Source organism: Fibrobacter sp. UBA2449, assembly GCF_002342555.1.
Lineage (GTDB): Bacteria > Fibrobacterota > Fibrobacteria > Fibrobacterales > Fibrobacteraceae > Fibrobacter.
On the sequence record NZ_DDQF01000012.1, the window covers coordinates 77,837 to 95,459 of the forward strand.

At 55.6% G+C, this 17,623-nt stretch carries 17 protein-coding genes; 14 read left to right on the plus strand and 3 right to left on the minus strand.

The window, feature by feature from the left end:
* Positions 1–53 precede the first annotated feature (53 nt).
* The 3 genes from B4B27_RS08030 to B4B27_RS08040 are packed head-to-tail and all read left to right on the plus strand — an operon-like array spanning position 54 to position 3,177.
* Positions 54–1,790: an Ig-like domain-containing protein gene (locus B4B27_RS08030; protein ID WP_290725422.1), complete on the plus strand. Its 1,737-nt coding sequence runs from the start codon at positions 54–56 to the stop codon at positions 1,788–1,790.
* A gap of 44 nt (positions 1,791–1,834) precedes the next feature.
* Positions 1,835–2,833: a bile acid:sodium symporter family protein gene (locus B4B27_RS08035; protein ID WP_290725424.1), complete on the plus strand. Its 999-nt coding sequence runs from the start codon at positions 1,835–1,837 to the stop codon at positions 2,831–2,833.
* Positions 2,830–3,177 carry a hypothetical protein gene (locus B4B27_RS08040; protein WP_290725427.1) on the plus strand — a complete coding sequence of 116 codons (348 nt, stop codon included), beginning with the start codon at positions 2,830–2,832 and terminating at the stop codon, positions 3,175–3,177. Before B4B27_RS08035 ends, B4B27_RS08040 begins: the two co-directional genes overlap by 4 nt.
* Before the next feature lie 21 nt (positions 3,178–3,198).
* Here B4B27_RS08040 and folD read toward each other — a convergent pair whose 3' ends face one another.
* Both folD and B4B27_RS08050 read right to left on the minus strand, forming a co-directional pair.
* Positions 3,199–4,038, minus strand: a complete 840-nt coding sequence (gene folD / locus B4B27_RS08045; protein ID WP_173381687.1) for a bifunctional methylenetetrahydrofolate dehydrogenase/methenyltetrahydrofolate cyclohydrolase FolD — start codon at positions 4,036–4,038, stop codon at positions 3,199–3,201.
* A gap of 57 nt (positions 4,039–4,095) precedes the next feature.
* Complete coding sequence (locus tag B4B27_RS08050; RefSeq protein ID WP_290725429.1) at positions 4,096–4,332, minus strand: hypothetical protein; 237 nt, start codon at positions 4,330–4,332, stop codon at positions 4,096–4,098.
* Positions 4,333–4,524: 192 nt separating this feature from the next.
* Here B4B27_RS08050 and B4B27_RS08055 point away from each other — a divergent pair, with 192 nt between their 5' ends.
* From B4B27_RS08055 to B4B27_RS08085, 7 genes are all read left to right on the plus strand, one after another.
* Positions 4,525–5,478, plus strand: a complete 954-nt coding sequence (locus B4B27_RS08055; RefSeq protein WP_290725431.1) for an FKBP-type peptidyl-prolyl cis-trans isomerase — start codon at positions 4,525–4,527, stop codon at positions 5,476–5,478.
* 5 nt (positions 5,479–5,483) lie between these two features.
* On the plus strand, positions 5,484–6,842 hold the full coding sequence (gene argA, locus B4B27_RS08060) for an amino-acid N-acetyltransferase (RefSeq protein WP_097036320.1): 1,359 nt from the start codon (positions 5,484–5,486) through the stop codon (positions 6,840–6,842).
* 1 nt (position 6,843) lies between these two features.
* Positions 6,844–7,434, plus strand: a complete 591-nt coding sequence (locus B4B27_RS08065) for a nitroreductase (protein ID WP_290725435.1) — start codon at positions 6,844–6,846, stop codon at positions 7,432–7,434.
* Positions 7,435–7,588: 154 nt separating this feature from the next.
* On the plus strand, positions 7,589–9,046 hold the full coding sequence (locus B4B27_RS08070) for a glycoside hydrolase family 5 protein (protein WP_290725437.1): 1,458 nt from the start codon (positions 7,589–7,591) through the stop codon (positions 9,044–9,046).
* 99 nt (positions 9,047–9,145) lie between these two features.
* Positions 9,146–11,065 (plus strand): FISUMP domain-containing protein, encoded by a 1,920-nt coding sequence (locus B4B27_RS08075; RefSeq protein ID WP_290725439.1) that lies wholly within the window; start codon positions 9,146–9,148, stop codon positions 11,063–11,065.
* A gap of 41 nt (positions 11,066–11,106) precedes the next feature.
* Positions 11,107–11,673, plus strand: a complete 567-nt coding sequence (gene folE, locus B4B27_RS08080) for a GTP cyclohydrolase I FolE (protein ID WP_072813434.1) — start codon at positions 11,107–11,109, stop codon at positions 11,671–11,673.
* Positions 11,674–11,784: 111 nt separating this feature from the next.
* The gene (locus B4B27_RS08085) at positions 11,785–13,005 is read left to right on the plus strand and encodes an alpha/beta hydrolase (RefSeq protein WP_290725441.1); all 1,221 of its coding nucleotides are present in this window, start codon (positions 11,785–11,787) and stop codon (positions 13,003–13,005) included.
* Between the two features lie 81 nt (positions 13,006–13,086).
* Here B4B27_RS08085 and B4B27_RS08090 read toward each other — a convergent pair whose 3' ends face one another.
* On the minus strand, positions 13,087–13,734 hold the full coding sequence (locus tag B4B27_RS08090) for an NADase-type glycan-binding domain-containing protein (protein ID WP_290725443.1): 648 nt from the start codon (positions 13,732–13,734) through the stop codon (positions 13,087–13,089).
* A 129-nt stretch (positions 13,735–13,863) separates the two neighbouring features.
* Here B4B27_RS08090 and glgA point away from each other — a divergent pair, with 129 nt between their 5' ends.
* From glgA to B4B27_RS08110, 4 genes are all read left to right on the plus strand, one after another.
* Complete coding sequence (glgA, locus tag B4B27_RS08095) at positions 13,864–15,087, plus strand: glycogen synthase (protein WP_173366448.1); 1,224 nt, start codon at positions 13,864–13,866, stop codon at positions 15,085–15,087.
* Positions 15,087–16,139, plus strand: coding sequence for a macro domain-containing protein (locus B4B27_RS08100; RefSeq protein ID WP_290725446.1), 1,053 nt, complete (start codon positions 15,087–15,089; stop codon positions 16,137–16,139). The genes glgA and B4B27_RS08100 overlap by 1 nt, the downstream gene beginning before the upstream one ends.
* A 140-nt stretch (positions 16,140–16,279) precedes the next feature.
* Positions 16,280–16,939 (plus strand): vWA domain-containing protein, encoded by a 660-nt coding sequence (locus B4B27_RS08105; protein WP_290725449.1) that lies wholly within the window; start codon positions 16,280–16,282, stop codon positions 16,937–16,939.
* Between the two features lie 157 nt (positions 16,940–17,096).
* On the plus strand, positions 17,097–17,588 hold the full coding sequence (locus tag B4B27_RS08110) for a right-handed parallel beta-helix repeat-containing protein (protein ID WP_290725451.1): 492 nt from the start codon (positions 17,097–17,099) through the stop codon (positions 17,586–17,588).
* Positions 17,589–17,623 lie beyond the last annotated feature (35 nt).

Genomic DNA, 17,623 nt, shown 5'->3' on the forward strand with positions numbered 1-17,623 from the left:
TGTACTTGTCGGGTTCGGTGGTGCGGACCCGTAAAGGATGGTCGATTATGGGAATGTTTGGTACAAAAACGGCAGTTTCGGCGCTTTGCCTGACAGTGTTTGGTTTTATCGGGGCGGGTGCCGAACCGCTGGCTTTTCCGGAGGCGCTCGGTTTCGGGGCGCAGGTCACGGGTGGTCGTGGCGGCAGCGTTTATCACGTGACGAACCTGAACGATGACGGTGCGGGTTCCTTCCGTGATGCGGTGAGCCAGGGTAACCGAATCGTGGTCTTTGATGTGGGTGGCATCATCAACATCAAGACGGCGGTTTCTATCAAGAGTAACATTACCATCGCGGGGCAGACGGCGCCGGGCGAGGGGATCGCCATTCACGGCGGCAAGCTCAGTACCGGCAAGCAGAGCAATATCATCATCCGCTATCTGCGAATCCGTCCGGGCGAAAATACCGCGTCCGAGAAGGATGATGCGCTCAACCTTTACGATTCCAAGAACGTAATTGTGGACCACTGCTCGGTGGAACTTGCGCCGTGGAACAACTTCGGCGGTTCTTCGGACAATGCAAGCTACCGCGTTACAGGCATTACGGTGCAGAACTCGCTGATTGCCAACCCCATCGGGCAGCAGTTCGGAGCGCATATCGAATCGGTGGATGGCACTTGGGCTTGGTACTACAACGCCTTTGTGAATACGCACAACCGAAACCCGCTCGACAAGATTAACGATGTGTTCGTGAACAACATCCTCTACAACTTCGAAGCGGGCTACACGACACATACGAGCACGCACTTCAATCACGACATCGTGAATAATTACTTTGTCTATGGCCCGAAGGGGAGTAACCCGTGGTTCCAGGTAGACAAGAACCAGAGCATCTACGCGAGCGGCAACATGATCGATACGGACCGCGACGGAAAACTGAACGGCGGGCCTTCGAGCATTTACTACTATCAGGGCGTGGGCGAGGAACTTGCGAAACCCTGGAGCGAACTTACGACATCGGGCCCGATGCTCTCTGCCGCAAGTGCGTGGCGCTACGTGACGTCGCAGAGCGGCGTGCTCCCGTACGACGACATCGATTCGCTGGTGTGGTACCAGGTGAATACGCTTGGAACGGCCGGTGCGCTCGTGAAGAGCGTGGGCGCGATGGGGCTCAAGACCAACAACGGCTGGGGCGAGGTGATTGCGGGGAAGGCCGCGACCGATTCCGACAAGGATGGCATGCCGGATTACTTCGAAGAGGCTCTTGGTTATGACAAGTCAAAAGATGACGCGATGACCAAGGAAAGTGATGGCTACGTGCGTATCGAGAAGTATATCAACTGGCTGGGTGCCATGCACGCGACGGCTGCGGGCGGGAAGTCCCTCGATTTTGACCTGCGCACGATTACGCGCGGGTTCAAGGATGTCTCGCCGACCTACAGCGTCTCTGCTGCGGAGAATGGAACCGTGGAACTTGCGGGTGACGGCTATACGGCAAGGTTTGCGCCCAAGGCGAATTTCAGCGGGCTTGCTTCGTTCAAGTACACCGTGAAGGGCAACGACAATACCGAATATACGGGCCGCGTCGAGGTGCTGGTGGAAAAATCCGCCGGCGCAGATACTTCGACTGTGCAGCCGCAGGACTCGTCATCTGTTGTCGCGGGTGATTCTACGGCGACGGATTCGACAACCGTGATACGGGATATCCGTCGTGCACGCCCTGCCGACATGCGCGGGGCTACGCATAAGGAATACCGCGACCTGAAGGGACGCCGCTTCGAAAAACAGATTCCCTACAGGGTGATGTTCTAGACGGTAGACGTGTTGCAGTGTAGGCGATTTCCTATATTTTGCGCATGTTGAAAATAATCAAGGCTGCTAGCCGTCTGCTTTCTTCATACACATCGCTTTTCGTCATCGGTGCCGCCGTTGTGGCTTTTTTTGCCCCTGTAACTTTCGGTTGGGTGCACGGTAACACGAGTTCCATAATCCTCGGCGTTATCATGCTCAGCATGGGCCTTACCATCACCGTCGACGACGTGAAGAACCTCATGAAGCAGCCGCTCCACATTCTGCTCGGGGCCTGCGCGCAGTACACCATCATGCCGCTGGTGGCCTTCACCCTCACCAAGGTTTTCAGGCTCGACCCGTACCTGGCCGTGGGCATCATTCTCGTGGGTTGCTGCCCGGGTGGCGTCTCGAGCAACGTGATGAGCTTCCTCGCCAAGGGGGACGTGACGTATTCCGTGAGCATGACGATGGTCTCGACCTTGCTTGCCCCGCTCATGACCCCGCTGCTCGTGCTCTGGCTTGCCGATACGAGCATCGACGTGAACGCGAAGGGAATGTTCCTGAATATCCTGTACGTGACGGTTGCGCCGATTCTGGTTGGCTTTATTTGCAACTATTTCCTGGGCAAGAACCCGGTGTTCAAGGAAGTGCGTGCGAATATGCCTGCGGTTAGCGTGATTGGCCTTGCGCTGATTGTGGGCGGTGTCATCGTGACGGTGCGCCCGCACCTGCTTACGAACGGGCTTTCGCTGTTGTTCCTCGTGCTTGCGGTGGTATTTTTCCACAACGGGCTCGGCTACGTGCTGGGCTATACCGTCGGGCGCATCTTCAAGTTCAATACCGCAAAGAAGCGCACCATCGCTATCGAGGTGGGCGTGCAGAATGCGGGCATGGCGACCGTGCTTGCCGCGGCCTTCTTCGCTAACCCCGAGAACGTGGCGGCACACCCGGAGGCTGCGATTTGCGTGGTTCCGTGTGCCATCAGCTGCGCGTACCATTCCATAAGTGGCACGATTGTCGCGGAGTTCTTTGCGCGGCACGATAAGAAGGAAAAAACGGCATGATTTTGGCGAAGAGGCTTGTTTCCCGTCTTGCCGTGCTTGCTGCATTATTTGCCTGCGCTACGACTGCAAATGCACAGCTCGTGCAGAAGAAGGATGCCTCGCAGACCGATAGCGTGAACCTCACCGGCAAACGTCCGTTAGTTTATTCGGACAGTGCGACGCTGCGTAACGAACGTGCGACATCCGATGCGAAGGCCGCGATGAACCTTGAATACTCGAACGATTCCCTCACGGGGACGCTGATCGGGATAGGCGCCGAATTCGTGGGACAGACCGTCAAGAACATCCTCTCGCCGAATTCCGCCGAAGCGGATGCCGTCGAGCTCGAACGCCAAAGACGCTAGCCCGCGCCCTTCGCTCCCGAATTATCCCAAATATTTTTCGCCGCTTTCTACGCTCTGGTAGATGAGCGTGTTGATGGTCATGGGGCCCACGCCGCCCGGAACCGGAGTGTATGCGCTCGCCACGTCGTCGAGGCCCTTCTCGATATCGCCCACGCCACCCGGATGGTAGCCGGCGTCGACCACGACCGCGCCCTGCTTGATCCATTCCTTCTTGATGAACTCGGGTTTGCCGACCGCACCCACGAGGATGTCGGCTTGACCCACAAATTCGGGGAGGTTCTGCGTCTTGCTGTGGCAGATGGTCACGGTGCAGTCTGCGTTCAAAAGCATCATGGCCATGGGCTTGCCGAGGATCGCGCTACGGCCCACCACGACGGCGTGCTTGCCCGCGAGCGGGATGTTGTATGCCTTCAGGAGTCGCATGATGCCTGCGGGAGTCGCGCAACCGTAGGCGGGTTCGCCCATTGCCATGCGGCCAAAGCCGAGGCAGGTCACGCCGTCCACGTCCTTGCGGGCGTCGATGGCCTCGAAGGCGGCACGCTCGTCGATGTGGCGCGGAACCGGGTGCTGCAGCAAAATGCCGTGCACGTCGCGGTTGTCGTTGAGTTCCTGGATTTTGTTCAGGAGTTCCTCGGTGGTGGTGTTCTTCGGGAGCACCACGCGGATGCTTTCCATGCCCACGCGGGCGCAGGCGTTGCCCTTCATCTTCACGTAGGTGGCGCTCGCCGGGTCGTCGCCCACCAGGATGGTGGCGAGGATGGGGGTCTTGCCCGTCTTTTCCTTGAGTTTCGCCACGCGGGCGCTGAGTTCTTCTTCAGTGGTCTTGGCGAGGGCCTTGCCGTCGAGGATGAGTGCTGCCATAATGTCTCCGGTGCGCGGGTGCGCTGTTTTACGGCAACAAAGATAGAAAAGTGGCGCCTAGACGAACATGTCCATGACGGCAGGAATTACGATGCAGACGAAAATCCAGGGGTAGGAGAGGGCTCCCGGGAGCCAGCCGGTTGTGCCTTTGGAATGTCTCACGTGTGCGCGCACCATGCTGGCGTCGCGGCTCACCGATTTCTCAAGTTCGTCCTTGAGGCCGAGCATAGACGTGTCGAAGCGACTTTTGTTCTCGCTTGCTTTCGCTACGATATTCATAAAGTTGCTGGTCATAAGCTGTACCTTTCTCTTCCTGCTTATAAAAAATAGTACATGCAGCGCCCTTCCGCAATAGAAAATGTTTATAGAAGTTTACAAAGCAGGTTTTTTGTGAGGTGATTCACGCAATCTTGCCCCTTTTCGGAGGCGGGTGTGAGCGAAATTACCTATTTTTCTTATGTTAACATCCAAAAAAGGTTTTCCTGTATGAAATTTTCTGTTTTAGCCCCGATTGCTGCCTCTTGCCTGGTTTTTGTCGCCTGTGGCGGAAACAAGAACGCTGCTCCCGCGACAGACCCGACTCCGGCTCCCGCTCCCGCGGTTGCCCCCGAAACGAAGATTTCCCTCGACAGCACGGTCGACCGCTACAGTTACGCCCTGGGTATGGATCTTGGCAGGGCGATTGCCGAAATAAAAGTTCCCCTCAAGCTCGACGTGATTATCGCCGCCATCAAGGACGAGGTGGACACGAGCCGCAAGGTGCTCATGACGGATTCCGCTTCCGAGCAGGCGCTCCAGGGCCTGCTCTTGCAGATGCAGCAGAAGAAGGAAGCCGACGCGAAGGCCGCCGCCCAGAAGGCTCTCGAGGAGCAGGCTCAGTTCCTCGCGAAGAACGTGTTGGATTCCACGGTGAAGGTGACGACCAAAGGAGTGCAGTACAAGGTAATTAAGGAAGGCGCGGGCATTACCCCCAAGGCTTCCGACAAGGTGCAGGTGCACTATGTGGGTTCGCTCCTTGACGGTACCGAGTTCGACAACAGCGTGAAGCGCGGCGAGCCGCTGGAATTCCCGGTGAATGCCGTGATCGAGGGCTGGCAGGACCTGCTCCAGGTGATGAAGGAAGGCATGAAGGTGAAGGCCTGGATTCCGAGCGCGCTTGCTTACGGAGAGGCCGGCGTGCCGCCGATGATTCCCGCGAATGCGCTCCTCGTGTTCGAGGTGGAACTCCTGAAGGTGTATGCCGAGACTCCGGCCGTGGATGGCTCGACGGGCTCGCCAACCGATGCCGCCGCTGCCCCTGCCGCTCCGGCCGAGGCCGCCCCCGCTGCCGAAGAGGCCCCGAAGGCCGAGGAGAAGCCTGCCGCCGAAGCGCCGAAGGCTGCCGAACCTGCAAAGCCCGCGAAGGATAGCAAGAAGCCTGCGAAGGGCAAGAAGAAGTAAGAAATATGAACAACACTGCGTCCGATTTCTATTCCCAGCACTTCGAAGTTGCCGGATTCATCCGGGAAGTGTTCGGCTATATGGACCGGTTCAAGGGCCAGCTGTTCGTGTTGAAGATTGACGACGGCCTGATGGACCATCCGCTGTTCCCCGTGCTCATGCGGGATATCGCCCTGCTGCACAAGGCGGGTATCCGCATCATTATCGTGCCGGGTACGCGAAACAGTATCGACGCACAGTTGAAGGCCTGGGAACTTGAAAGCAAGTTCGAGGGTGGCGTTCGGCTTACGAGCGAGGAGGCCCTGCCCCTCATTGAGCAGGCGAGCCTCGGGGTTGCCCAGCGCATCATGAGCCACCTCACGGCGAGCGGCCTGAGCGGTATCCAGGGCAACTGGGTGCTGGCCCGGAGCCTTGGCGTGATTGGCGGCGTGGACTACATGCGCACCGGAAAGATTGAGCGGATTCAGCGCGATATTCTGGAGCAGCTGCTTGACGAAAATTTCGTGCCTATCATTCCGCCTATCGGCTGGAACAAGATCGGGCATGCCTACAATATCAGTTCTACGGAACTTGCGACCGAAATCTGCAAGTACATGCAGGTGGGCAAACTCTTCTTTATCGGTAACGAGAACGGCATCAAGCTCAAGGGGCTCGTGACCGGCAAGAACACGAAGTACCTGGAGCCGACGGACTCGGGCGTGATTTCGGCACTGGACGTGGACCAGGCGAAGGAACTGCTGGAACTCAATTCCGACGTGCTCGACTTTGCGCAGATGGACTACCTGATGAACGCCATCCGGGCGTGCGAGGCGGGTGCGAACCGCGTGCATTTGCTGAGCGGTGAATTCCAGGGCAGCGTGCTGCAGGAAGTCTTCAGCGCGCGGGGCGACGGTACCATGGTGTACGCGAACCAGTACTCGAGTATCCGGCCCGCGAACATCGAGGACATCCCCGATATCCTGCGCATCATGCAGGACTACATCGCGAAGGGCTACCTGGTGCCGCGTACGCAGGAAAGCATTTCCGAGAAGCTCAAGGATTACGTGGTGTACAGCATCGACAACAGCATTCACGGTTGCGGCGCCTTGCACGAGTTCGAAGACGGGATGGCCGAGGTCGCGGGTATCGCGGTTGGCGCGAACTACCGCAAGTCGGGCATTGGCGATGCCATCGTGCGGCACCTGATTTCTGTTGGGCGCATGAAAGGCTACAGTAAGCTGTTCTTGCTGACCACGCAGGCGCTTGACTGGTTCTACCACTTCGGATTCGAGGATGGTACGGTCGAGGATTTGCCCAAGAGCAAGCGCGACCACTACAACCAGAAGCGCAACTCGCGTATCCTCGTGCTCCCGCTAGACAAGTAGTATGAACACACTCGAAGCAATACGCACACGTCGCAGTACCCGCAAGTTCAAGGCACAGCCTGTGGAACTCGAGAAGTTGAAGCAGATTGTCGAGGCGGGTCAGTTTGGCCCTACCGGCGGCAACGCTCAGACGAATCACTTCTTCGTGATTTCGGATGCTTCGGTGATTGCAAAGCTCAAGGAACTCGTGCAGGCTGCGTTCGCGAAGATGGAACTCCGCGAAGACCTGTACAAGAGCCTCAAGAATTCCATCACGCTCGCCCGCAAGGGGAACTACTCCTTCTGCTATACGGCGCCCGTGCTGATTGTGGTCGCGAACAGGAAGGAATACGGCAACAACATGGCCGACGTGGCCTGCGCCGTGGAGAACATGATGCTTGCGGCGAACGAACTCGACCTCGGCAGTTGCTACATCAACCAGCTCAAGTGGCTGAACGAAGACCCGACGCTCCTCGAATACCTGCGCGGCCTCGGCCTTAAGGAAGACGAGCGCGTGTACGCCTCCGTTGCCATCGGCTACGCCGATACGGAGAGTGGCCTCCCGAACCGGAACGTCACCGAACGCACCGGGAATGAAGTCGTATTTGTGTAAATTCGGCTAAAACCCGACTTTTTTGCAAAGAAATCCAGTTCAAGGACATTTTGTCAATGGGAAAAACGGCCTGGCGGTGCCTGCGGGCCGTAAATCCATATATATTTCAAGTGTTGTTTGAAGTGAAGGCGCCTTCGCGCCTTAAAGGGATGTTATGCTTAAAAGCAGACTCAGGACTGCGGCGCTGGCCGCTTCCTTCTCCGTGGCGTCGCTTGCTGTGCTCGCGAATGCCGAAACGCTCCCGACGGCGGGCGAAATGTTCAACAAGATGGGTTTCGGGATTAACATCGGCAACACGATGGAAGTTCCGGGCAACCCCACGGGCTGGGGCAACAAGTTCCCGACAGAAGCCTACATCGATTCGGTGAAGGCGGCGGGGTTCAACACCATCCGCATTCCCTGCGCTTGGGACAGCCACGCGAGTAACGGCGTCATTAACGAAAGCTGGATGGACTCGGTGCAGACGGTGGTGGACATGTGCATGCGCGCAGGCCTCGTGACGGTCCTGAACATCCACTGGGACGGCGGCTGGCTCGAGGAGAACCTGAAGGATGAAAAGAAGGACGAGGTGAACGCGAAGCAGAAGGCCTACTGGACGCAGATTGCGACGCGTTTCAAGGACTATAACGAGAACCTGCTCTTTGCGAGCGCGAACGAGCCCGCGACTACCGACGACAACTACAGGCACGAGACGGAAATCCTGATGGTGTACCACCAGACATTCGTGGATGCGGTGCGTGCGACGGGCGGCAACAATGCGAGCCGTACTCTTGTAATCCAGGGACCTTCCACAAGTATCGACCGCACGACCGAGGTGATGCCGGTTTCGAAACTCCCGAAGGACGTGATTGAAAACCGCCTGATGGTCGAGGTGCATTTTTATGACCCGTACACCTACACGCTCATGAACGACATTGCCGACTGGGGCGCGCAAGTTTATCCGCAATACTATTGGGGCGATGACCTCGCGACAGGGAATGACATCGTGCATAACTGCGGTTACAACGCCTGGGCGGGCGCAATGGGCGACAAGTGTACGAGCGCACAGATTGAAAGTCAGTTTGCCAAGATGAAGACGAACTTTGTGGACAAGGGCGTGCCCGTGATTATCGGCGAGTTCGGCGCGAACGACCGCGTGGGCGTGCTGACGGGCGACAACTACGCGAAGCACCGCAAGGGCCGCCTTGCCTATTACGACGCCGTGATGAAGCTCGCGAAACAGAACAAGGTGGTGCCCATCGCCTGGGATACGGGCCACGAGGGCGAAAACAACATGACCATTATCCGCAGGCAGTCCGCGCCGGACGGCTCCGTGTTCGATATGGACGTGCTGAAGATTATGCGCAGTGCCTACGGGCTCGGCGATTACGTGAACAGCGGCGAAACGACGGGAATCGTGAACGGCGCGCAGTTGGGTGAGGGCTTGGCGCGCGTGACCTCCGGGATTGTCCGCATGGGCAACCGCCTGGAATCTGCGGGCGAAATCAGGCTGTTCAACCTGAACGGAACGCTTGTCCGCACCGCGATAAACGGCATGTCGCTCGAAAACATTCCGCACGGTATATATATTGCCAAGGGCGCTGGCGCCTTGGTGAAAGTCAATATCCAGTAGGCGATGTGACTAATCTCACTGGTGCAGAGGTTTTTGGACCTTTTTCTTCCGAATAGTTTATATTAAGAGGTTGAACGTGTTTCAAAATAGGGAGGCCCTATGAATAGCTTTTTGTCAAAAACCGGGTTTGCATCAGTAGCTCTTTTGAGCGGTTCTTTATTGCTTGCAGGTTGCGGAGATTCCGAAAGCTCCACAGAAGCGCATTCAATTAAGGACAAAACCATTTCTGGAATATCGCAGAAGGGGCCATTCATTGCGGGCTCTTCTGTCACGGTGCAGGAACTGGACGGCGGATCGCTTTTGCAGACGGGCAAGAGTTTCAAGGGATTCACACGGAATGACAAAGGAGAATATTCCATTGCAAGCGTGGATCTTGCATCGCAATATGCGCTTGTCGAAGTGAACGGCTACTACCGTAACGAAGTGACCGGCAAGAATTCGCAGAGTCCTATCGTAATGACTGCGCTCGTGGATCTATCTGACCGAGATAATGCGAATGTCAACCTGTTTACTCATCTAGAAGTCGCCCGCGTCACGAAACTGGCTCTCCAAGCCGTTGCTCAAGAAAAGGCCTATCGCGATTCCGTATTGGCGGTACTTGATTCGGCTTCCCAGGCTGATTCGCTTGAAGTCTATAAGGATGTGCCATCGGAAAACCCGCATTTCATTGCGGCAAAACGCCAGGCGCATCGTGAATTGCTTGCTTCGTTTGGGTTTATAGGCGATATCGAAGCTTCCGAAGATATTGATATTTTCGGTAAAGGTGATGGTGCGGCGGCATTGCTTGCGCTCAGCGTCATTGTGCTGGGAGACCTAAGCGAAAGTGAATTTACGGAGCGCATGGCCCGCTTGACTAGGGATCTCGAAGAAGGAGTTTTCAAGGACAAGGGGCTGATGGACGAAATGGCGGAATGGGCATCTAGGGCCGACCTGGATTCGATTCGCAAGAACATGGAGGCCTGGGGCGAGACTGTCCCAGATTTTGAACGCTTTGTAAAAATGTTCTGGAATAAGGCTCTCGATCTTGGCGATTGTACCAAGGATGGGAAACTTGTTCAAAATGACAATTGGGTTTGCGATGACGGAACATTCCGTGAGACGACCAGTTTCGAAAAGAATTTCTTGAATAAGGGCTGCACCAGCTACAATCGCGGTGATTCTGCGAAGCCGGAAGGCGTCCTTTCTTACTACAAGTGCGAAGATACGGGCTGGGCCGTAGATGTGGAGAAGAACACTGGTACGTTGAAGGATTCCCGCGACAAGGAAGAATACAAGACCATCACTATTGGGAACCAGGTGTGGATGAAAGAGAACTTACGCTTTGAGGCGGAAAAGGGTAAACGCATCTGTTTTGACGACGATGAGGACTGTTTGAAATATGGAAGCGTTTACAACTGGAAAACCGCCCAGGAAGCGTGCCCTGAGGGCTGGCGCCTGCCCTCTGTAGAAGATTGGGATACACTGGCCGCATTCGTTACGAGATATGATCCCTCTGGAGTCGTAGATAGTCTTACGGAATTGCACGAAATGGATGGCTTGCAGATAGCAGATGTTTTGCTCAGGTCCAAAACCGGCTGGGGCGAAGATTCCGAATATTTCGATACTTACGGCTTCTCCGAGATACCCACTCCCGCAGAAAGTGACCACGAAGGAATGTATTGCTATTATACCGACTGCGATACGGCTTATTCACAATGCAAGGCGGGGGAAATTTCATGTGGTGATTACACCTTTGGCAATTCGGCTACATTCTGGGTTTCGGATTGGACCCTTCGCTGGGACGATGATGAATTATCCGGTACGGGATTATCCGAGCTCTTTAAAAAGTGCAAAGACAAAAATGTTGCCCAAGTCTCTCCCGATTATACCGGTTTCGAAGAGGAATGTGGCTGGTATAACGAATCGAACCGCCCGCAAGATGTAGATGTCCGGTATGTTCGTGTGGAGATGGCTACGATGCCAAGTGGATACCCCGATGACCCTGGTGTTCGTCATAGTGTCCGTTGCTTGAAGGACTAGCGCTCCGATGACACGGAAGTAATTTTTCTATCTTTGCCCGCATGAACTTGAAGATGATGGAAGATGGCTTCCGGATGATTCTCGCCGGCATGGGCGAGAATCCGAACCGTGAAGGCTTGCTCGATACGCCGAAGCGTGTCGCGAAGATGTATGCCGAACTCATGACCGGCCTTTCGGGCGAGATGCGTGCCGAGGATATCCTCAAGACGCGCTTTCACGAGAAGTACGACGAGATGATTATCGTGCCGGATATCGAGTTCGCGAGCATGTGTGAACATCATTTTCTGCCGTTTACGGGCAAGGCGCACGTAGCCTACATTCCGGGCGACTGCGTGGTGGGCCTTTCCAAGATTCCCCGCGTGGTGGAATTCTATGCGCGCTTTCCGCAAATCCAGGAACGCATGACCCGCCAGATTGCCGAACTCATCCAGAAGGAACTGAACCCGAAGGGAGTCGCGGTGGTGCTCGAGGCATCCCACATGTGCATGACCATGCGCGGGGTAAAGAAGCCCGGTGCCACGATGGTCACGACCCAGCTTCTGGGCCGTTTCAAGACCGACGAGAAGACCCGCGCCGAGTTTATGTCGCGCATCTACGCGCCCCGTTAAATTGCCGCTTTTGGATTTATTGTCCATGGAAACTCGCGTAAGCCGCGAGTTTTTCCTTTTTTTGCGAGGTATCTTTATATGCGGTTACGGAGCAGAACAAGGAGTAATACAATGAAATCTCGATTCTTCAGGAATCTGGCGAAGGGCCTCGTGGTTGCTAGTGCTGCTTTCGCCGTTGTCAACTGCGATGATTCCGCGTTGACCAATGCCCCGCAATACGATCCGAACGATCCGCTTGCCGCGCTTAGTTCTTCGGGCATGGTCGATCCCTCCCAAATGGGGGACGGGACGGTGACTCCGGGCGGCGACGATGCCTGCTTGGCCTCTAGCCTGCCCGATGCTTGCGGCCCTGGGACAAATCCGGTCGTAAATCCGACGAGTAGTGCCGATGTAAACCCGACAAGTTCCGAAATGGTCGCGCCCGCTTCCAGCGAATCGGTTTCGGCTGAATCTTCTTCTAGCGAGGCGGCTCCGGTCGTTTCTTCTTCCAGCGAAGAAGCGAAGCCCGCCGTGCCGAAAATTTTCCTTGCGAACGACAAGGAAGAAGAAAAGAACTATATGGAAGTCGAGTACAAGACGAATACCGGCTGGGATGGGGAAGGAATCCTTGCGTACCCCAAGCGCTTGACCGACAATCCGGACCAAAAGCATGCCGTTGTGGTATGGGGCCCCGGTGGTGGTACTAAACCGAGTGCTTACGAGGGCATGATTCGTCGTCTTGCCTCTCACGGTTTCGTGGTGATTGCCCTCAAGGAATCTCCGGGCAACGCGACCCAGGCCATCAAGGCTCTCGACTGGCTGGATGGGCTGAACAAGGATTCGAACAGCCCGCTGTTTGGCAAGCTCGACATGAATACGGTCGGTTGCTCGGGCCACTCCATGGGCGGTCTTGAATCCGAACAGGCCCTCATCAAGGACAGGCGCGTGCTTACCGCATTCCTCAACAACAGCGGTGACTGGGGCGGAGCCGGTGCCATGAAGGTGGCGACCGACCGGACTATCGCTATCCTCTACGGTGAAGGCGGCATGGAACGCGGCAACGCCGAGAACGATTACAACAACGCGAACGTCAAGGCACCTGCATGCCTTATCCAGATGACGGGTGGCAAGGGTACCGAATGCTACGAAGTCGCTCCCGGCCGCAGGGAATGCGGTTACGGTCACGGTTCCGGCTCGTGGGACGGCATGGCCGCTACGGTTGCCTGGATGCGCTGGCATCTCGGTGGCGAAGAATGGCGTAAGGCAGACTTCGTAGGCACCAGCGGCAAGTACATCGACGGAAACATCGCCGGCCACGATGGCAAGTGGAAAGGCCAGTGCAAGAACTTCTAAGAATCTCCACACTCACTCCAAAAAAGTGCCTCGCCATACCGGCGGGGCACTTTTTATAGAGGCTTGTCTTGGGGGTGGTGGCTAGTTGCCCCAGACCCTGAATTCGGATGCGCTTACGGACGCGGCTTCGCCTTCGTGAACTTCCTCGATGCGGCAGAAAAGCTTGCCGGCGCCTCTCAGGAGCTTGTCGAAGGGGAAGTATTGGATTTCCTTCTGCTTGTTGATTTCGAAGGTGCCGACCTTGTTCGCTTCGGTGACGGCGTCATGGTAGATGGAAATTTTCTTGATGGCGCCGTGCTTTTCAAAATCCTCGTCGGTTTTCTGGTAGCCGTTCGCGATGCTGAATCCTGCGATGACCTTGGCCTTCACCTTGATGGCGATGGTCAGGTTCTTCTGGCCTTCCCATTTGGCGGCCCAGGCGGTCGCGGTATTGTCGTCGCGCAGCCTGCTGTTGGGGTCGTGGCCTCCGGCGAGAACATTCGATGCGGCGGCGTAGAGCATCACGTCGTTCCACTTGACCGGGCATCCGTCCAGCTTGCAGACCTCGAAGAACTTGTCGGGATCGTTCTTCAGGAGGTTCTCGTAGTATTCCTTGGCGCACTGAGCTTCGTCTTCCGGGGTGGCATTGCCCCACCCGTTGACCGGATCACCGCTGGTGCAGTTCGGTTCTGCATGGAGGGCCGTGACGCACGAGGCGAAGAACAGGCTTGTCAGTAATTTCTTGTACATTCGCGTTATCCCGTTTTTCCTTGAAAAATAGATATTTTGAAAAAAGATGTAATTTAATAATAGGCTCTTTTTCTATGATATAATTACTATTTTAATGAAGTCTAGGAACGTCAAACCGGAGTTTATCGCATGAACGCAGCAATTCTGACCAATGAGTTCCCGCCGGAGATTTACGGTGGTGCAGGTATCCATGTCAAGTTCCTCACGCAGGAACTCGCAAAGCTTTGTCACATCGAGGCGCGCTGCTTCGGAGACCAGGATGTCGACGAGGACAATATCCGTGCATTGGGCTTTTCGCGCAAGATCGGGCTGAATCCGGAAGATGACCGTTTCCAGAAAATTTTCAAGCCGCTCGATATCAACCTGCAGTGGGCCGCTACCCTCAAGGATATCGACGTAATCCATTGCCATACCTGGTACAGCCACTTTGGCGGCGTGCTTGCGAGCCGCCTTTTGCAGTGCCCGCTAATCCTCACCACGCACTCGCTGGAACCGCACCGCCCGTGGAAGGCGGAACAGCTCGGTGACGGCGGTTATGCCATGAGCTGCTGGATTGAACGCACGGCCTACGAGGCTGCCGACGGCGTGATTGCGGTGAGCGAGGGCATGAAGCGCGACGTGATGAAACTCTATGGCGTGCCCGAGGACCGCGTGAAGGTTATCTACAACGGCATCGACCCGGAATTCTACGCGCCGACGTTCAATGCGGGCATCCTCGAGAAGTGGGGCGTGGACCCGAACCGCCCCTACGTGCTGTTCGTGGGCCGCATTACGCGCCAGAAGGGCATTAGCCAGCTTATCCAGGCCATTCCGCAAATCGACAAGAAGGCGCAGGTGGTGCTCTGCGCGGGTGCTCCCGATACGGTGGAACTCGCCGAGGAATGCAAGTCGCTTATCGAAAAGGTCCAGGCCACCCGCGACGGCGTGGTGTGGATTCAGGAAGCCGTCCCGCACGAGGAACTCCGCGTGCTCTACAGCCATGCGACCGTGTTTGCCACGCCCTCGCTCTACGAGCCGTTCGGGATAATCAACCTCGAGGCGATGAGTTGCGGGACGCCGGTGGTGGGTTCTGCGGTGGGCGGGATTCCCGAGATTATCGTGGACGGCGAAACCGGATTCCTGGTGCCGCTCAAGCACGTGTCCGAGACGGATTTCGAGCCTGCCGACCCGAAGGCCTTCCAGACCGACTTTGCGAACAAGTTAAACAAGGTTCTCGCAGACCCGGAACTTGCGAAGAAGATGGGCGAGGTGAGCCGCAAGCGTGCCGTGGATGTGTTCAGCTGGAAGTCCATCGCCAAGCAGACGTACGACTTTTACCAGGAATGCATCGAGCGCTACAAGAAAAGTAAGTAATGCCCTTCGAGATTGTACGCAACGACATTACCAAGGTCAAGGCTGATGCCATCGTAAATTCCGCGAATAGGCACCCTATTTGCGGGGGCGGTACCGAATACCAGATTTACGAGGCCGCAGGCCGCGAAGATCTGCTGAAGGCCCGCGAGCAGGTTGGCCCGCTGGATGTTGCCGAGGTGGCGGTGACGCCCGCGTTCGCGCTAGACGCGAAGTATATCATCCATACCGTGGGGCCAAAGTGGAATGACGGCAAGTCCGGCGAAATGCTCGCGCTCGCAAATTGCTACCGTAATGCCCTCGAGAAGGCAAAGGAACTGGGCTGCCAGTCCATCGCCTTCCCGCTTATTTCCAGCGGGGTGTTCCGGTTTCCGAAGGATTACGCCGTAAGGATTGCAACGCAAACTATCGGCGAGTTCTTGCAGATAAACGAAATGCTGGTGACCCTCGTGGTTTTTGACCGCAAGGCGTTCGAAGTTTCCGAGGATTTGTACAGCGATATCCAGGCGTTTATCGACGACAATTACGTACAAGATAAATACGAGGGTGTGCGCAGGTATGCAAGGCGGCGCTGGCAAGGTCGCAACGTTCCCGACGAGGAATGCGAAGACATGGCCCTGCAATCGCCGCAGATTCCTGCCGAGGAACCTCTCTATTGCGCGATGAAACTGGCAGAAAAAAGCTCGGCAAGCCTCGATGACATTCTCGCGAAACCTGGCGAAACCTTCTGCGACAAGCTTTTCAATCTCATTCACGAAAAGAACCTGGACGACGTGGAAGTCTACAAGAAGGCGAATCTCGACCGCAAGCATTTTTCCAAGATACGCAGCAACGTGAAGTACAAGCCCACCAAGAAGACGGCCCTCGCGCTTGCCATCGCGCTCCACCTGAACATGGACGAGACAAAGGACTTGCTCGCCCGCGCGGAACTCGCGCTTTCGCCCTCCAACAGGGGCGACCTGGTCGTTTCGTACTTTATCGAGCGCGGAATGTACGATATCTGGGAAATCAATAACATGCTTTTCAAGTTCGGGCTGCCGACTCTAGGCGCTTAAAATGTCGCCTGCCAGGCGACCAAAACGCCTCACCTAGCATCTATTATTGCCATCGTTAACCGGTCGCAAATGTGAAGGTGCGAACGCACCAAGCCAGCGACCACTACCTAAGCCGCATTCATAGCGGCACGGAGGCAATCATGAAACAGGGACTCACCGAAATCGTATTTATCTTGGACCGCAGTGGTTCCATGAGCGGGCTCGAAAAGGATACTATCGGGGGCTTTAACAGCACCATCGACAAGCAGAAACAGGAGACGGGCGAGGCGTATGTCTCTACCGTGCTCTTCGATACCGAAATGGAAGTGCTCCACGACCGCACCCCGCTTGCAAACATTGCGCCGCTCACCGAAAAGGAATACTACGCCCGTGGCTGCACCGCGCTCCTCGACGCCATCGGCGGGGCAATTCACCACATCGGCAACGTGCACAAGTACGCCCGCGACGAAGACCGCCCCGAAAAGACCATCTTTGTCATCACCACCGACGGCTACGAGAATTCGAGCCGCAAGTACACCGCCGAACGCGTGAAGCAGATGATTGAACGCCAGAAGCAGAAGTACGGCTGGGAATTTATCTTCCTCGGTGCAAACATCGACGCCATCGAGACCGCAAGGAACTTCGGCATCGACGAGGATCGCGCCGCAAACTTCGTGAACGACAAACCCGGAATCGGAGTCATGTACGAGGCGGAATGCTGCCTGATGAGCGACATCCGTAACAATCGCAAGAACGCCCGCCAGTGGAAGGCAAACGTCGATGCCGACTACGCAAGGCGCGGTGGGCACAACGGGAAATAGCCCTGTGCGGCGGATGCCTTACAGGGATATTCTTGGCGTTCCTGTTTATCTACTCAATATTTTTTAGGTAGGTAGGAACGAAAGAAAATTATTTATGTCATTTTATGACATAAATATAATATATATTTATGATTGAACCACAATGCGGTGAGGGAATATGGCTCCAGGAAATTACATAGGTCAGGTCTTCACGGGAAAAGTCGAAATCTATGAAGGTGAATCAACTTTTGAAAACTGCGTCTTTGAAAAAGGCGTGCTGGTTAAAGGAAATTCTAAGAGTATTTTTTTATCGGGTGAATTTCCATCGGCCTCTTTTAAGGCCTGTTCGTTCCATGGAGAAAATGAACCGAGCGTGTCGCTGTGGCATTTCGCGCAGTGCTCGTTTGTCGATTGCCTGATGTTTTCCGAAAAATGCATTACGCTCCGTATAGATATCGGGGCGCATGGAACGTTCAATAACTGCAAGATAGATTACATAAAGTGTGCCGCAGCCATTATGCCAGAAGCTTCGGGAGACTTTGAAAATTGTTCCTTCCGTTGCTCGGGTGACGCTGCGGCGGGATTACCTGCGCTTCCGATATACTTTGATGCGAATAACAAGGAAAGGACGCGCCTTGTCAATAACACGCTGAATGGGGAACGCCTGTAATTTTCATATATTTTATCCGGCTAAAAAAGGAGTTT

What these genes read in the sequence shown, in the direction of transcription:
- glgA (WP_173366448.1), top strand. Translation starts at nt 13,864, where the DNA reads ATGAACGCAGCAATTCTGACCAATGAGTTCCCGCCGGAGATTTACGGT.
- B4B27_RS08035 (WP_290725424.1), top strand. Translation starts at nt 1,835, where the DNA reads ATGTTGAAAATAATCAAGGCTGCTAGCCGTCTGCTTTCTTCATACACA.
- B4B27_RS08065 (WP_290725435.1), top strand. Translation starts at nt 6,844, where the DNA reads ATGAACACACTCGAAGCAATACGCACACGTCGCAGTACCCGCAAGTTC.
- B4B27_RS08085 (WP_290725441.1), top strand. Translation starts at nt 11,785, where the DNA reads ATGAAATCTCGATTCTTCAGGAATCTGGCGAAGGGCCTCGTGGTTGCT.
- B4B27_RS08105 (WP_290725449.1), top strand. Translation starts at nt 16,280, where the DNA reads ATGAAACAGGGACTCACCGAAATCGTATTTATCTTGGACCGCAGTGGT.
- B4B27_RS08055 (WP_290725431.1), top strand. Translation starts at nt 4,525, where the DNA reads ATGAAATTTTCTGTTTTAGCCCCGATTGCTGCCTCTTGCCTGGTTTTT.
- B4B27_RS08070 (WP_290725437.1), top strand. Translation starts at nt 7,589, where the DNA reads ATGCTTAAAAGCAGACTCAGGACTGCGGCGCTGGCCGCTTCCTTCTCC.
- B4B27_RS08050 (WP_290725429.1), bottom strand. Translation starts at nt 4,332, where the DNA reads ATGACCAGCAACTTTATGAATATCGTAGCGAAAGCAAGCGAGAACAAA.
- B4B27_RS08090 (WP_290725443.1), bottom strand. Translation starts at nt 13,734, where the DNA reads ATGTACAAGAAATTACTGACAAGCCTGTTCTTCGCCTCGTGCGTCACG.
- argA (WP_097036320.1), top strand. Translation starts at nt 5,484, where the DNA reads ATGAACAACACTGCGTCCGATTTCTATTCCCAGCACTTCGAAGTTGCC.
- B4B27_RS08030 (WP_290725422.1), top strand. Translation starts at nt 54, where the DNA reads ATGTTTGGTACAAAAACGGCAGTTTCGGCGCTTTGCCTGACAGTGTTT.
- B4B27_RS08110 (WP_290725451.1), top strand. Translation starts at nt 17,097, where the DNA reads ATGGCTCCAGGAAATTACATAGGTCAGGTCTTCACGGGAAAAGTCGAA.
- B4B27_RS08100 (WP_290725446.1), top strand. Translation starts at nt 15,087, where the DNA reads ATGCCCTTCGAGATTGTACGCAACGACATTACCAAGGTCAAGGCTGAT.
- B4B27_RS08075 (WP_290725439.1), top strand. Translation starts at nt 9,146, where the DNA reads ATGAATAGCTTTTTGTCAAAAACCGGGTTTGCATCAGTAGCTCTTTTG.
- folE (WP_072813434.1), top strand. Translation starts at nt 11,107, where the DNA reads ATGAACTTGAAGATGATGGAAGATGGCTTCCGGATGATTCTCGCCGGC.
- B4B27_RS08040 (WP_290725427.1), top strand. Translation starts at nt 2,830, where the DNA reads ATGATTTTGGCGAAGAGGCTTGTTTCCCGTCTTGCCGTGCTTGCTGCA.
- folD (WP_173381687.1), bottom strand. Translation starts at nt 4,038, where the DNA reads ATGGCAGCACTCATCCTCGACGGCAAGGCCCTCGCCAAGACCACTGAA.